General features: G+C 68.0%; 12 protein-coding genes and 1 pseudogene. 9 read left to right on the top strand and 4 right to left on the bottom strand.

The features are described 5' to 3' along the window. Positions 1–9: 9 nt before the first annotated feature. Positions 10–471: a peptidoglycan-binding protein LysM gene (gene lysM / locus ACHMXA_RS01030; RefSeq protein WP_176665021.1), complete on the bottom strand. Its 462-nt coding sequence runs from the start codon at positions 469–471 to the stop codon at positions 10–12. Positions 472–605: 134 nt separating this feature from the next. Between lysM and ACHMXA_RS01025 the strand changes: the two genes are divergently transcribed. Beyond that, positions 606–1394, top strand: coding sequence for a type III pantothenate kinase (locus tag ACHMXA_RS01025; protein ID WP_176665020.1), 789 nt, complete (start codon positions 606–608; stop codon positions 1392–1394). A gap of 6 nt (positions 1395–1400) precedes the next feature. Here the strand turns inward: ACHMXA_RS01025 and ACHMXA_RS01020 are convergent, their stop codons facing one another. From ACHMXA_RS01020 to ACHMXA_RS01010, 3 genes and pseudogenes are all read right to left on the bottom strand, one after another. Further along, positions 1401–2729 (bottom strand): serine hydrolase domain-containing protein, encoded by a 1329-nt coding sequence (locus ACHMXA_RS01020; RefSeq protein WP_395317750.1) that lies wholly within the window; start codon positions 2727–2729, stop codon positions 1401–1403. Positions 2730–2761: 32 nt separating this feature from the next. Beyond that, positions 2762–3577, bottom strand: coding sequence for a crotonase/enoyl-CoA hydratase family protein (locus ACHMXA_RS01015; RefSeq protein ID WP_395317748.1), 816 nt, complete (start codon positions 3575–3577; stop codon positions 2762–2764). Positions 3578–3614: 37 nt separating this feature from the next. After that, positions 3615–4462: pseudogene (locus ACHMXA_RS01010) on the bottom strand (3-hydroxybutyryl-CoA dehydrogenase). A 184-nt stretch (positions 4463–4646) separates the two neighbouring features. On the opposite strand from ACHMXA_RS01010, the gene purT reads away from it, so the two are divergent. The 8 genes from purT (at position 4647) to ACHMXA_RS00970 (ending at position 13560) form a co-directional block, all read left to right on the top strand. Continuing rightward, complete coding sequence (gene purT, locus ACHMXA_RS01005) at positions 4647–5849, top strand: formate-dependent phosphoribosylglycinamide formyltransferase (RefSeq protein ID WP_395317746.1); 1203 nt, start codon at positions 4647–4649, stop codon at positions 5847–5849. A gap of 141 nt (positions 5850–5990) precedes the next feature. Next, positions 5991–6932 (top strand): alpha/beta hydrolase, encoded by a 942-nt coding sequence (locus ACHMXA_RS01000; protein WP_395317744.1) that lies wholly within the window; start codon positions 5991–5993, stop codon positions 6930–6932. 121 nt (positions 6933–7053) lie between these two features. Further along, positions 7054–7887, top strand: coding sequence for a helix-turn-helix domain-containing protein (locus tag ACHMXA_RS00995; RefSeq protein WP_395317742.1), 834 nt, complete (start codon positions 7054–7056; stop codon positions 7885–7887). An 18-nt stretch (positions 7888–7905) separates the two neighbouring features. Then, a complete protein-coding gene (locus ACHMXA_RS00990) occupies positions 7906–8781 on the top strand; it encodes a branched-chain amino acid ABC transporter permease (protein WP_395317739.1) in 876 nt (291 codons plus the stop codon). A 7-nt stretch (positions 8782–8788) separates the two neighbouring features. Then, positions 8789–9865 (top strand): branched-chain amino acid ABC transporter permease, encoded by a 1077-nt coding sequence (locus tag ACHMXA_RS00985; protein ID WP_395317737.1) that lies wholly within the window; start codon positions 8789–8791, stop codon positions 9863–9865. After that, a complete protein-coding gene (locus tag ACHMXA_RS00980) occupies positions 9862–10683 on the top strand; it encodes an ABC transporter ATP-binding protein (RefSeq protein ID WP_395317735.1) in 822 nt (273 codons plus the stop codon). The genes ACHMXA_RS00985 and ACHMXA_RS00980 overlap by 4 nt, the downstream gene beginning before the upstream one ends. Before the next feature lie 238 nt (positions 10684–10921). Continuing rightward, positions 10922–11695 (top strand): ABC transporter ATP-binding protein, encoded by a 774-nt coding sequence (locus ACHMXA_RS00975; protein WP_395317733.1) that lies wholly within the window; start codon positions 10922–10924, stop codon positions 11693–11695. A 5-nt stretch (positions 11696–11700) separates the two neighbouring features. Further along, positions 11701–13560, top strand: coding sequence for an AMP-dependent synthetase/ligase (locus tag ACHMXA_RS00970; protein ID WP_395317731.1), 1860 nt, complete (start codon positions 11701–11703; stop codon positions 13558–13560). The last annotated feature ends 23 nt before the right edge of the window (positions 13561–13583 follow it).

The following is a 13583-nucleotide window of genomic DNA, read 5'->3' as shown; positions in this document are numbered from 1 at the left end:
GTGTCTTGCTCAAAGCGCCGGGATGCGCAGCTTCTGCCCCGGATAGATCTTGTCCGGATGCGTCAGCATCGGCTTGTTGGCCTCGAAGATCACGTTGTACTTGTTGGCGTCGCCGTAGTACTTCTTCGAGATGGCCGAGAGCGTGTCGCCGCGCACCACGTCGTGGTACTGGGCGGGCGGCGCGGCAGGCGCGACGAGGTTGTTCTCCACGCTGGTCACGTTCGCCACGTTGCCCGCGGCCAGGGACGCCTTCTCGCTGGCTTCCTGCGACGGCGCCTGGCCCGCGAGGGTGACCACGCCGGTGCTCGCGGTGTAGGTCACTTCCAGTCCCGTGAGGCCGAGGTTCTGCGTCTCGATGTAGGTCTTGATGGCGGCCGCGGCAGCCTGGTTGGCGTCGGGCGTGGCGGCATGGGCCGACGAGCCGCCGAACAGCTTCTCACCAGCCTCCTTGATGAAACTGAGCAATCCCATGGTTCTCTCCTTGTGCGGTGGTGGGTGGAACCCGCCAATGTAGGGGCGGAACCCGGCGCGCCGGCGTAGGCCCATGCCGCGTGTGTCAACGACGTGCCAGCTGGAATAACAACAAAGTCGCAATAATCCCGCGCATGTCATCCCCCTTCCTCGCCATCGACATCGGCAACACCCGCCTCAAGTGGGCGCTCTACGACTCGGCCCGCCCCGGCGCCGCGTTGCAGGCGCAGGGCGCCGAATTCCTCGACCACATCGAACGGCTGGCCGACGGCCCGTGGGCCGAGCTGCCCTCGCCCGGCTCCATGCTGGGCTGCGTGGTGGCAGGCGACGCGGTGCGCCGACGCGCCGAGGAGCAGATCGTCGAGCACTTCGACTGCACGCCGCGCTGGGTGATGTCGAGCGCGGGCGAGGCCGGCATCGTCAACGGCTACGACCACCCCACGCGCCTGGGCGCCGACCGCTTCGTGGCGATGATCGGCGCGCGCCACCGCATGCTGGCCGCCGCCAGGCCGGGGCAGGCGCCGCGGCCGATGGTGGTGGTGCTGATCGGCACGGCCGTGACGGTCGAGGCCATCGACGCCGACGGCAAGTTCCTCGGCGGCCTGATCCTGCCGGGCCACGGCATCATGCTGCGCGCGCTCGAATCGGGCACGGCGGGCCTGCACGTGCCCACCGGCGAGGTGCGAGAATTTCCCACCAACACCAGCGACGCGCTGACCAGCGGCGGCACCTACGCCATCGCCGGCGCGGTGGAGCGCATGGTGCAGCACGTGCGTTCGCACTGCGGCGCCGAGCCGGCCTGCTACATGACCGGCGGCGCGGGCTGGAAGATGGCGCCCGTGATGAACGGGCACTTCGAACTGGTCGAGAGCCTGATCATGGACGGGCTCCTGGTGATCGCCCGCGAGCGGGCTTCGAACTGAGAAGGCTCAAGGGCGCATCAGCGCCTCGGCCATCGCCTGGAAGGCCGGCAGCGTCAGCGGATCGTTCGCGCCGTTGGCCGCCACCGGATGCGCCGCGTAGCGCACGATCACCATCTCGGCCTTCGGGTCCACGTAGATGCTCTGGCCGTGGATGCCGCGCGCCATGTAGGCGCCGTGCGGGTTGTGCGACACCCACCACATGTCGCGGTACGACCAGCCCTTGAGCAGCGGGTAGCCCGCCTTCACGAACTTGGCGGGGTCGCCGCCGCGCTGGATGTCTTCCACCACCGCCTTCGGAATCGCCTGCTGCCCGTTGGAGGCACGCCCGCCGTTGCGCATGGTCTCGCCGAAGCGCGCGAGGTCGCGCAGCACGGTGTTGAGGCCGCCGCCACCCGATTCGGTGCCGATGCGGTCGACCATGAAGTAGGCGTCCTGCTCGGCGCCGATGCGGCGCCAGATCTTCTCGCTCAGCAGGTCGGCCAGCGACTGGTTGCTGGCGCGGCGCACGATCCAGGCCAGCACCTCGGCGTTGACCGTCTTGTAGGCGAAGCCTTCGCCGTGCTCGCCTTCCTTCTTCAGCGTGACCAGGAACTCGTAGAACGACTTCGGGCCGGTGTAGTTCGCGCCCTGGGTGAGCATGCCGCCGGCGCGCGCGTAGTCCCAGATCTCGGCCTTGGGGTCGGCATAGTTCTCGGAGTAGTGCACGCCCACGGTCATGTCCATCACCTGGCGCACGGTGGCGTCGCCGTAGGCCGTGTCCTTGAGTTCGGGGATGTATTTGGTGACCAGTGCGGCCGGATCGAGCTTGCCCTCGTCCGCGAGGATGGCCGCCAGCGTGCCGACGAAGGACTTGGTGACCGACATCGCGATGTGCGGGCGCTCGGGCGTGAGCGCGCCGAAGTACTTCTCGTAGACCACCTTGCCGCGGTGCATCACGAGGATGCCGTCGGTGTAGGTGCCGGAGATCATCTGGGCGAAGTTCAGCGTCTGCTCTCCGCCAAGGGGCTTGAACGTGACGGCCTCGATGTCGAAGGGCGCCGGCGCCGAAGGCAGCGGGCTGGCCGCACCGGGACCGCGCCATACGTTGGCCGTGGGCACGGTTTCGCGCACGTGCGAGAAGCTCCAGCGCGTGCGCGGAAAGACGCCGCCGGCCGGGTTGTCGAAGGTGATCAGCTTGTCGGGCGGGGGCGGGAAGCCCTTCATCCAGCCCATGGCATCGACCGAGGTGGCGGCAGGGTCGGGCAGCGCGGGAGGCGTGGGCGTCTGTGCGGAGGTGGTGTTCACGGCGAGCAGGGTGAATGCGGCGGCGAGTGCCGTGCGAATGAAGAGGGACATGTTGTTGTTCGTTGTTCTGGATGATGAAGGGGTCAGCGGCCGCTGAAGCGCGCCGGCCGGCGCTCGATGAAGGAGCGCACGCCCTCGGCGGCGTCCTCGCTGTTCGACAGGCGCTTCTGCGTCTCGATGAACTCCCACACGGCGGCCAGCGGCCCCTGCTCCACGGCCTTGATCACGTTCAGCCGCGTCGCCACCACCGCCAGCGGCGCCTGCGCCGCGATGCGCTGCGCGATGGCCAGCGCAGCGTCGAGCTCCTGGCCGGCCGGCACCACCTTCTGCACGAAGTTGAGGCGGTAGGCCTCGGCGCTGTCGAACTCGTCGGCCGTCAGCAGGTGCAGCATCGCGTTGCCCACGCCCGCGCGCTCGGCCATGCGCAGCGTGGCGCCGCCGGTGGCCATGATGCCGCGCTGCACTTCCATCTGCGAGAAGCGGCAGTTGTCGGCCGCCACGACGATGTCGGCGCCGAGCATCAGCTCGATGCCCACCGTGAAGCAGATGCCCTTGACCGCCACCACCATCGGCTTGGTGCGGCGGCGGTAGTCGGGCAGGCCGAAGTCGTGCGGCTCCACCAGCCCGGCGGGAATCGCCTTCTCGCCGCGCTTCATGTATTCGGCGACCGCCGGCAGGTCCAGGCCCGCCGTGAAGTGGTCGCCGAAGGCATGCAGCACGCCCACGCGCAGCTCCGGGTCGTCGTCGAGCCGGGTGTAGGCCTCGGCCAGCTGCCTGAACATCGGCGGCGTCCAGCCGTTGCGCTTGGCGGGGCGGTTGATGCCGATCAGCAGCACGTGGCCGAGCACCTGGGTGTTGATGCAGCCTTCTGCCGGTGGGGTGGTGGGGATCGCAGTCATCGGTCTTGTCTCCGTGTTGTTGTTATGGATCTGCGGATCAGTACGTGTACACGCCGCGGCCGTTTTACGGCCGAGCTGGCCGGCTGCGACCATTTCCTTCAGCAGCGGGCAGGGGCGGTACTTGGAATCGCCGAACTGCTCGAGGTACACCTCCATTACGGCCAGGCACACGTCCAGGCCGATCATGTCGGCCAGGGCCAGCGGGCCGATGGGCTGGTTGCAGCCCAGCTTCATGCCGGCATCGATGTCTTCGGCCGTGGCGATGCCCTCGGACAGCACGAAGAAGGCTTCGTTGATCATCGGCACCAGGATGCGGTTGACCACGAAGCCCGGGGCGTTCTTCACCGTGATCGGTGACTTGCCCAGGCGCTCGGCCAGTTCCTTCACCGTGTCGTGCGTGGCGTCGCTCGTGAGGTAGCCGCGAATGAGTTCCACCAGCGCCATCATCGGCACCGGGTTGAAGAAGTGCATGCCGATGAAGCGGTCGGCGCGCGAGGTGGCGGCGGCCAGCTGGGTGATCGAGATCGAGGAGGTGTTCGAGGCGATGATGACCTCGGGCGCCAGCATCTCGTCGACCTGTTTGAGGATCTTGAGCTTGAGCGCGTGGTTCTCGGTGGCGGCCTCGATGACCAGCTGGGCGCCCTTCAGGTCTTCGTAGTTGGTCGAGCCCTGGATGAGCGCCAGCGCGGCGGTCTTCTGCTCGGCGGTGAGCTTTTCCTTCTTGATCAGGCGGTCGAGGCTGCCCGACACCGTGGCCAGGCCCTTGTCGACCGCCGGCTGGGCGATGTCGACCATCACCACGTTCACGCCGGCCACCGCGCAGGCCTGCGCGATGCCGTTGCCCATCGTTCCGGCGCCGATGATGCCTACAGTCTGGATAGCCATGAGAGAACTCCTTGGAGAAAGCAAAAAGAAAGGGGGAGCGCGCGGCTGGCGCCGCGGCGGAAACATCGATTGTGAAGCAGCCCCGCGCCCGCGCCGTTCCCGCGTGCGACACCGGCGGCTGCGGGTGGCTTACAGTCCTGCGATTGCTTTTTTCCGCCCCCTTTCGAATTCCCGACTTCCGACCATGACCACCCTCGGCACCCCCCTTTCCCCCTCCGCAACCCGCGTGATGCTCCTGGGCTCCGGCGAACTCGGCAAGGAGGTGCTGATCGCCCTGCAGCGCCTCGGCGTCGAGACCATCGCCGTCGACCGCTACGAGAACGCCCCCGGCCAGCAGGTGGCGCACCATGCGCGCACCATCACCATGAGCGATCCGGCGCAGCTGAAGGCGCTGATCGAGGCCGAGAAGCCCGCACTGGTGGTGCCCGAGATCGAGGCCATCGCCACGCCCATGCTCCAGGAGCTGGAAGAAGCCGGCACCGTGCGCGTGATCCCCACCGCCCGCGCCGCCCGCCTGACCATGGACCGCGAGGGCATCCGCCGCCTGGCCGCCGAGACGCTGGGCGTGCCCACCAGCCCCTACAAGTTCTGCGACTCGCTGGCCGAGCTGCAGGCGGCCATCGACGCGGGCATCGGCTACCCCTGCATCGTCAAGCCCGTGATGAGCAGTTCCGGCAAGGGCCAGAGCAAGATCGACGGCCCCACCGACGTGCAGAAGGCCTGGGACTACGCCATGGCCGGAGGGCGGGTCAGTCATGGCCGCGTGATCGTCGAGGGCTTCATCGACTTCGACTACGAGATCACGCTGCTGACCGTGCGCGCCAAGGACGCCGCCGGCAGCGTGCAGACGCAGTTCTGCGACCCCATCGGCCACGTGCAGGTGAGCGGCGACTACGTGGAAAGCTGGCAGCCGCACCCCATGGCGCCCGCCGCCCTGCAGAAGGCGCAGCAGATCGCGCAGGCCGTCACGGCCGACCTGGGCGGCCAGGGCCTCTTCGGCGTGGAGCTCTTCGTGAAGGGCGACGAGGTCTGGTTCAGCGAAGTCAGCCCGCGCCCGCACGACACCGGCATGGTCACTATGGCCACCCAGTGGCAGAACGAGTTCGAGCTGCACGCGCGCGCCATCCTCGGCCTGCCGGTGGACACCTCGCTCAAGAGCCCGGGCGCCAGCGCCGTGATCTACGGCGGCGTGGACGCCACCGGCATCGCCTTCGACGGCGTGGCCGAGGCGCTGCAGGTGCCCGGCAGCGACATCCGCCTGTTCGGCAAGCCGGAGAGCTTCGCCAAGCGCCGCATGGGCGTGGCGCTGGTGCATGCTGCCGACACCGACACCGCCCGAAAGCTCGCCAAGGAAGCGGCCTCCCTGGTCAAGCCGCGCAAGGCGTAGCCAGTTTCCGCAAGCCGCGCCGCCAGGGCGCGGGCATGGTGCGGGGGCTTGCCGGGCCCCGTCGGGTGCGGGTGCGTGCGGATACCGCGCGGCCCCGTTGCCTCCCACACTGGACGCTCGCAACGATCCACCGGAGACACCATGCTGCATCCCCAGGCGCGCGCCCTGCTGGACTTCATCGAGGCGCGCGGCATTCCGCCGACGCACACCCTGTCGCCCGCCGACGCGCGGGCCTTCTATCGCGAGCGCCGCACCGCCACGCAGCCGCTGCCGCCCGAAGTGGCCGAGGTGCGCGACCTCGCCGCCGACGGGCCGCACGGCACCATCCCGGTGCGCCTGTACCGTCCGATGGGCTCTGGCGTGGGGCCTTTGCCGGTGCTGGTGTACTACCACGGCGGCGGCTGGGTCATCGGCGATCTCGACACGCACGACGTGCTGTGCCGGCAGCTGGCCAACGGCGCGGGCTGCGCGGTGGTCGCGGTCGACTACCGCATGGGCCCGGAGCATCGCTTTCCCGCCGCCGTCGACGACGTGCTGGCCGCCACCCGCTGGGTGCGCCGCGAGGCCGCCGCGCTGGGGCTCGACGCGAACAGGCTGGCGGTGGGCGGCGACAGCGCGGGCGGCAACCTCGCGGCGGTGGTGTCGATCGCCGCGCGCGACGCGGGCGACCTGCCCATCGTCCATCAGCTGCTGATCTACCCGGCCACCGACATGCGGCGCGGCCACGCATCGCACCAGAGCAACGGGCAGGGCTACCTGCTCACGGCGGACACCATCCGCTACTTCCACGACCACTACATCACCGACCCGAAGCACGACCTCGACTGGCGCGCCTCGCCGCTGCTGCACCCCGATCTTTCGCGGCTGCCTCCGGCATTGGTGCTCACCGCCGGCTACGACCCGCTGCGCGACGAAGGCGCCGCGTACGCCGAGGCGCTCACGGCCGCGGGCAACAGCGCGGTCTACGTGTGCTTCGAGCGCCAGATCCACGGCTTCGTGCCGATGGGCAAGGTGCTCGACGAGGCCAATGCGGCGGTCGCGCTTTGCGCCGCCGAGCTGCGCCGCGCGTTCGCGGCGGCATAGGGAAAGTCCTCGCGCAAATCGGCGCAAACCCATATCGCGCTGGCGGCCCGCGCCGCTACGATCCAGCCAACAAAGGACGCCGCCACGAAGCGGCAGTCCACCGATGCAGGAGACAAGCACCATGCAGCGAACGAGGACGACGCCGCCGCCCGCGCGCGGTGCCCAGAGGCAAGGCGAACGCCTGATGTGGCTCACGCCGCATCGCGTGTTCTACGCCGGTCTGCTCGGTGCCGCTGCCGAGCGCACGATGGGCGGGCACGGCGTGTACGTGTCTCCCGCCGGCGCGCCGCCCACGCGCATCCGCATCGGTGGCGGGGCGTGGATGAGCGGCGAGTTCATCGTTGTGCCGCCGCACGTGCCGCACGAGGTGGAGACCGCGCATCCGCTGATCTTCAATTTGCTGATCGAGTCGGAGTCAGTCGATCCGGCGCGCATGCCGGCCTTTCTTCAGCACTGCGGCCCGGTGGAAGCACCGGCCTTCGTGCAGCGTGTGCGCGAAGCCCACGCGAACCTGCTCGCCGCTTCTGCGCGTGGCATGAACTTCGAGGGCTTCGACTTCGACACCATGTTCTTCGGCGAGCCGCTCGCGCCGCGCGCGCTCGACGCGCGCATCCGCAAGGTGGCCGACGCCATCAACGCCGATCCGGCCGCACCGGCATCGGCGGAGGAATGGGCGGCTTCGGTGCACCTGTCGTTCTCGCGCTTCCTGCACCTGTTCAAGCAGGAGACCGGCATGGCCTTCCGCGCCTTCAGGGCTTGGAAGCGCGCGCGCAGCCTGCTGCGCTACGTGCGCCAGAGCAGCACCCTGACCGACATCGCGCTCGACACCGGCTACCCCGACTCGACGCACTTCAGCCATTCGATCCGCCAGGTCTACGGCCTCAAGCCCAGCGACATCGTGGCCGGCTCGCGCCGCCTCGCGCTGCACGACGCGGCCGGCGGCTTCCGGCAGTAGGCGCGGCAGAGGGCGCCGATGCAGATCCTCCAACTGCTGTTGTCGGGCATCGCGCAAGGCTGCATCTACGGCCTGATCGCGCTGGGCTTCGTGCTCATCTACAAGGCCACCGAAACGGTGAGCTTCGCGCAGGGCGACCTGATGATGCTCGGCGCCTTCGGTGCGTTCGCCGGCATGTCGCTCTTCGGCATGCCTTTCTGGCTCGCGGCCATCTTCGCGGTGGTGGCGATGGCGGCCTTCGGCGTGCTGCTGGAGCTGGTGGTGATCAGGCCCATCCTCGGGCAGCCGCAGTTCTCGATCGTGATGCTGACCATCGGCATCGCCTACGTGGCGCGTGGGCTCGTCACCATGGTGCCGGGCATCGGCACCGAGACGCACACGCTGGCCGTGCCCTACAAGGACCAGATCTGGAAGCTGGGCGAACTGGTGGTGAACCTGGAGCAGTTCGTGATCATCGTGGCCACCGCCATCCTGTGCGGCCTGCTGTTCGCGATGTTCCGCTACAGCAAGCTGGGCATCGCGATGCAGGCCTCGTCGCAGAACCAGCTGGCGGCCTACTACATGGGCATTCCGGTGAAGCGGCTCAACGGGCTGGTGTGGGGCCTGGCGGCGGCTGTGGCGGCCATCGCGGGGATGCTGCTCGCGCCCATCACCTTCGTGCACGCGAACATGGGCTTCATCGGGCTGAAGGCCTTTCCGGCGGCGGTGGTGGGCGGCTTCGGCAGCCTGCCGGGCGCGATCGTCGGCGGGCTGGTGATCGGGATCGTCGAATCGTTCGCGGGCTTCTACCTGCCGGACGGGTTCAAGGACACGGCGCCGTACATCGTGGTGCTGCTGATGCTCATGATCAAGCCGAACGGGCTGTTCGGCGAGAAGCTGCGCAAGAAGGTGTAGATCTCAGATGCGCTTCATCTTCAAGACAAGCTACGACCAGGACATCCGCCTCGCCAAGCACGGCGGCCAAGTGTTCTGGTACGGCCTGCTGGTGGCCTTCCTGCTCGCGGCGCCTTGGATCATCGACGAGTACTGGCTCGCGCAGCTGACCTTCGTGCTGATCTACGGCATCGTCGGCCTGGGGCTGATGCTGCTGGCGGGCTTCACGGGGCAGTTCTCCATCGGGCACGCGGCGTTCCTCGGCGCGGGGGCTTACACGCAGGGCGTGCTGACGAACATCGGCGTGCCGTTTCCGCTGGCGCTGGTCGCGGCCGCTGCGCTGTCGGCGGCGGTGGGCGTGGTGGTGGCCTTGCCGGCGCTGCGGGTGAAGGGCATCTACCTGGGCATCGCGACGCTCTCGTTTGGCTTCATCGTCGAGGAGGTGTTCGCGCGTTGGGAGAGCATGACGGGCGGCAACGCGGGGCTGCACGTGAAGTCGCCGCAGCTCTTCGGCTGGTCGCTGGGTTCGGGCGAGGGCTTCTACTTCCTCTGCCTCGTGGTGGCGGTGCTGGCGACACTGGGCATCCTGAACCTGCTGCGCTCGCCGACGGGGCGGGCCTTCGTCGCCATTCGCGATTCGGAGATCTCGGCGCAGAGCATGGGCATCCACCTGGCGCGCTACAAGACGATGTCGTTCGCGATATCGGCCGCGCTCGCCGGGCTGGGTGGCGCGCTGTATGCGCACAAGCTCAGCTTCATCTCGCCCGACCAGTTCAGCATCCTGCAGTCGATCGACCTGCTGCTGATGGTGGTGATCGGCGGGCTCGGTTCGGTACACGGCGCGTTCCTGGGCGCGATCTTCCTGATCGCGATGCCGCAGCTCATTTCCATCGGCAAGGACTGGCTGCCGGCGGCCATCGGTCAGGCGCCGGGCCTGCAAGGGCTGGTGTACGGGCTGGTGCTGATCGCGTTCGTGCTGTTCGAGCCGCTGGGGCTGTACGGGCGCTGGCTGAAGATCCGCACCTGGCTGCAGCTCTTTCCGTTCTACCGCAAGGGCCTGTTCAAGCGGCAGAAGTCGTTCACCAAGTCGGACCGGTTGAGATGAGCAGCGGCGACGTTCTTCTTTCCGCGAAGGAGCTGAGCGTTCGCTTCGGCGGCGTGCTCGCGGTCAACAAGGTGAGCTTCGACGTGCGGCGCGGCGAGGTGTTCACGCTGATCGGGCCGAACGGTGCGGGCAAGACGACGGTGTTCAACCTCATCAGCCGCATCTACACGCCGACCACGGGCGAGATCACGTGGCATGGCGAGGCCGGCGGCCCGCTGGCGCTGACGCAGCAGGCGCCGCATGCCATTGCGGCGCTGGGCATCGCGCGCACCTTCCAGAACATCGAGCTTTTCGAGCACGCGACGGTGCTGCACAACCTGCTGATCGGCCGCCACACGCACCGGCAGACGGGTTTCTGGAGCGAGGTGTTCTTCACGCCGGCCACGCGGCGCGCGGAGATCGCGGCGCGCGAGAAGGCGGAGCAGGTGATCGACCTGCTGGACCTGCAGCACCATCGCGACTCGATGGTGGCGGGGCTGCCCTATGGCGTTCGCAAGGTGGTGGAACTGGCGCGTGCGTTGTGCACGGAGCCGAAGCTGCTGCTGCTAGACGAGCCTTCGTCCGGCCTCAACGTCGAGGAGACGGCGGACATGGCCTTCTGGATCCAGGACATCCAGCATGAGCTGGGCGTGTCGGTGCTGATGGTCGAGCACGACATGTCGCTCGTGTCGAAGGTTTCCGATCGGGTGCTGGCGATGAACCAGGGCGAGGTGTTGGCTACCGGGTCTCCGGGCGAGGTGCAGGCCGATCCTCGTGTTGTCGAGGCCTATCTGGGGACCGTGGACGATGTGAGCAGTTTGAGGAGGGTGGCGGCGTGAATGCTTCGTTCGTTGCCTCTTTGGGAGCGCCCGGCATGCGGCACGGCGCGTCCGCCCCCACTATGCCGGCCGCTTCGCGGCTCCCCTGCGGTGCTCGCGTTTCGCGGGGTCTCGCAGAACTCGCTTCGCTCAAACAGCTGCGAGCCCTTGTCCGCGAAACGCTGCGCTCCTCGGCGGCACAGAGGGGGCGGCCGCGCCGCGCCGCACACCGGGCTTGGCTGGGTGGTGGAGGGCGGATATGAGCGACACAGTCCTCCAGCTCATGAACGTCGAGAGCGCCTACGGCCCGATCAAGGCCATCAGGGGCGTGAGCCTCAGGGTCCGCAAGGGCGAGATCGTGACGGTGCTCGGCTCGAATGGCGCGGGCAAGACGACGATCCTCAAGACCATCTCCGGGATCATCGATCCGCGCAAGGGCAGCATCGAGTTCCAGGGTGCGGACATCACCGCAAAGGACCCGGCCTACATCGTCCAGCAGGGGCTGAGCCACGTGCCTGAAGGGCGCGAGGTGTTCCCGTTGCTGTCGGTAAAGGACAACCTCCTGATGGGCGCCTACACCCGCAAGGACCGCGACGGCGTGGCGCGCGACATCGAGACGGTGTACGGCTACTTCCCGATCCTGCGCGAGCGTGCCGCGCAAGACGCCGGCCTGCTGTCGGGCGGGCAGCAGCAGATGCTGGCGATCTCGCGCGCGATCATGGCGGCGCCGCATCTGATTCTTCTGGACGAGCCCAGCCTCGGCCTGAGCCCGAAGCTGACGAAGGAGATCTTCGAGATCGTGGTGCGTATCAACCGCGAGCGCGGCACCACGATCCTGCTGGTGGAGCAGAACGCCAACATGGCGCTCAACGCGGCCGACCACGGCTACGTGCTGGAGAACGGCCGCATCGTGATGGAAGACTCCTGCGACCGCTTGAGGGAGAAGGAGGACATCAAGGAGTTCTATCTCGGCATGAAGGACGACGGCGTGCGCGGCGAGCGGCGCTGGAAAAAGAAGAAGACCTGGAGGTAGCGGCCATGCAGCGAGGACTCTGGGACCTGAACACCTTCGCGCCCAAGCTCGACGTGGTCGTGCCCGGCGACACCATTCCCGCGATGTTCTGGAACGCGGTGAAGCAGCGCGGCGACAACATCTGGATGCGGCAGAAGAAGCTGGGCATCTGGCGCAGCTGGAGCTGGCACCAGACGGCCGACGCGGTGCGCGAGATTGCGGCGGGGCTGCAGGCCATCGGCTTCGCGCCGGGCGAGTGCGCGTCGATCCTGTCGAACACCGTCATCGAATGGGTGCTGGCCGACCTGGCGGTGCTCAGCTGCGGCGGCGTGTCCAACGGCATCTACCCGACCGATGCGGCCTCGCAGGTGCACTACCTCTGCGAGGACTCGCACACCACCGTGCTCTTCGTGGAAGACGACGAGCAGCTCGACAAGGCGCTGGAGGTGCGCGCCGGCCTGCCGGGGCTGCGCCGCGTGATCGTGTTCGACATGGAGGGGCTGCACGAGCTCGACGACGCCGGCGTGATGAGCCTCGACGCGCTGCGCGCCCTCGGCCGCGAACGCCTGGCCGCCGACCCGCAGGCGGTGGAGCGCACGGTCGCGGCATGCCGCCCGGAGGACCTGGCCATCCTCGTCTACACCTCGGGCACCACCGGCAAGCCCAAGGGCGCGATGCACAGCCACGCCGGGTTGGTGTACACCGCGCGCGGCTACAACACGCTCGTGGCACAGGACGACAAGGACGAGCGCATGTGCTTCCTGCCGTTGTGCCACATCGCCGAGCGGATGGGCGGCGAGTATTTCGCGATGTACACCGGTTCGATCCTGAACTTCGTCGAGAACCCGGAGACGGTGCCCGAGAACGTGCGCGAGATCGCGCCCACCGTTTTCACGGCGGTGCCGCGCGTGTGGGAGAAGTTCTATTCGGGCGTGATGATCGCGCTGAAGGAAGCGAGCCCGCTGCAGCAGGCCGCCTACAGGTGGAGCATCGGCGTGGGCGAACGGATCGCCGAGCGCGTGCTGGCGGGCCAGCCGGTGGGCACCGGGCTGAAGCTCAAGTTCAGGCTGGCGCGCGCGCTCGCGCTGGACAATGCGCGCAAGCTCATCGGCATCCACCGCTCGCGCTTCCTGGTGACGGGCGCGGCGCCCATCTCGCCGGAGCTGGTGAAGTGGTACCTGGCGCTGGGCGTGCCGATGCTGGAGGTGTGGGGCATGACGGAGTCGTGCGGCGCCTCCACCGCGGTGCCGGCCGCGCGCATCAAGCCGGGCTCGATCGGGCCGGCCACCAGCTACAACGAGGTGCGCGTCGACCCCGCCACCGGCGAGATCCTGGTGCGCGGCCCCAATGTGTTCATGGGCTACCTCAACCTGCCGGAGAAGACGGCCGAGACCATCGACGCCGACGGCTGGCTGCACACCGGCGACGTGGGCGTGATGGACGAGGACGGGTATTTCCGCATCACCGACCGCATGAAAGACATCATCATCACGGCGGGCGGGAAGAACGTGACGCCCAGCGAGCTGGAGAACGAGCTCAAGTTCAGCCTCTACATCACCGATGCGGTGGTCATCGGCGACAGGAGGCCCTACCTCACGGTGATCGTCATGATCGACCAGGAGAACGTCGAGAAATTCGCGCAGGACAACGACGTGCCGTTCAGCAACTACGAGAGCCTGACGCGGGCCAAGGAGGTGCAGGAGCTGATCCAGGGCGAGATCGATCGCGTCAACGCCAAGTTCGCGCGTGTGGAGCAGATCAAGAAGTTCTTTTTGCTGGAGACGCAGCTCAGCGCCGAGGACGAGGAGCTCACGCCCACGATGAAGCTCAAGCGCAAGCTGGTTCAGACCAAGTACGCCGAGCGCATAGAAGCCATGTACCGGTGATTCGTTTTTTTCGTCAACCCGAG

It is taken from the genome of Variovorax sp. UC74_104, from assembly GCF_044055375.1.
In the GTDB taxonomy this organism is placed as follows: domain Bacteria; phylum Pseudomonadota; class Gammaproteobacteria; order Burkholderiales; family Burkholderiaceae_C; genus Variovorax.
This window is presented reverse-complemented; position numbering and strand designations above follow the sequence as displayed.

What these genes read in the sequence shown, in the direction of transcription:
- lysM (WP_176665021.1), bottom strand. Translation starts at nt 471, where the DNA reads ATGGGATTGCTCAGTTTCATCAAGGAGGCTGGTGAGAAGCTGTTCGGC.
- ACHMXA_RS01025 (WP_176665020.1), top strand. Translation starts at nt 606, where the DNA reads ATGTCATCCCCCTTCCTCGCCATCGACATCGGCAACACCCGCCTCAAG.
- ACHMXA_RS01020 (WP_395317750.1), bottom strand. Translation starts at nt 2,729, where the DNA reads ATGTCCCTCTTCATTCGCACGGCACTCGCCGCCGCATTCACCCTGCTC.
- ACHMXA_RS01015 (WP_395317748.1), bottom strand. Translation starts at nt 3,577, where the DNA reads ATGACTGCGATCCCCACCACCCCACCGGCAGAAGGCTGCATCAACACC.
- purT (WP_395317746.1), top strand. Translation starts at nt 4,647, where the DNA reads ATGACCACCCTCGGCACCCCCCTTTCCCCCTCCGCAACCCGCGTGATG.
- ACHMXA_RS01000 (WP_395317744.1), top strand. Translation starts at nt 5,991, where the DNA reads ATGCTGCATCCCCAGGCGCGCGCCCTGCTGGACTTCATCGAGGCGCGC.
- ACHMXA_RS00995 (WP_395317742.1), top strand. Translation starts at nt 7,054, where the DNA reads ATGCAGCGAACGAGGACGACGCCGCCGCCCGCGCGCGGTGCCCAGAGG.
- ACHMXA_RS00990 (WP_395317739.1), top strand. Translation starts at nt 7,906, where the DNA reads ATGCAGATCCTCCAACTGCTGTTGTCGGGCATCGCGCAAGGCTGCATC.
- ACHMXA_RS00985 (WP_395317737.1), top strand. Translation starts at nt 8,789, where the DNA reads ATGCGCTTCATCTTCAAGACAAGCTACGACCAGGACATCCGCCTCGCC.
- ACHMXA_RS00980 (WP_395317735.1), top strand. Translation starts at nt 9,862, where the DNA reads ATGAGCAGCGGCGACGTTCTTCTTTCCGCGAAGGAGCTGAGCGTTCGC.
- ACHMXA_RS00975 (WP_395317733.1), top strand. Translation starts at nt 10,922, where the DNA reads ATGAGCGACACAGTCCTCCAGCTCATGAACGTCGAGAGCGCCTACGGC.
- ACHMXA_RS00970 (WP_395317731.1), top strand. Translation starts at nt 11,701, where the DNA reads ATGCAGCGAGGACTCTGGGACCTGAACACCTTCGCGCCCAAGCTCGAC.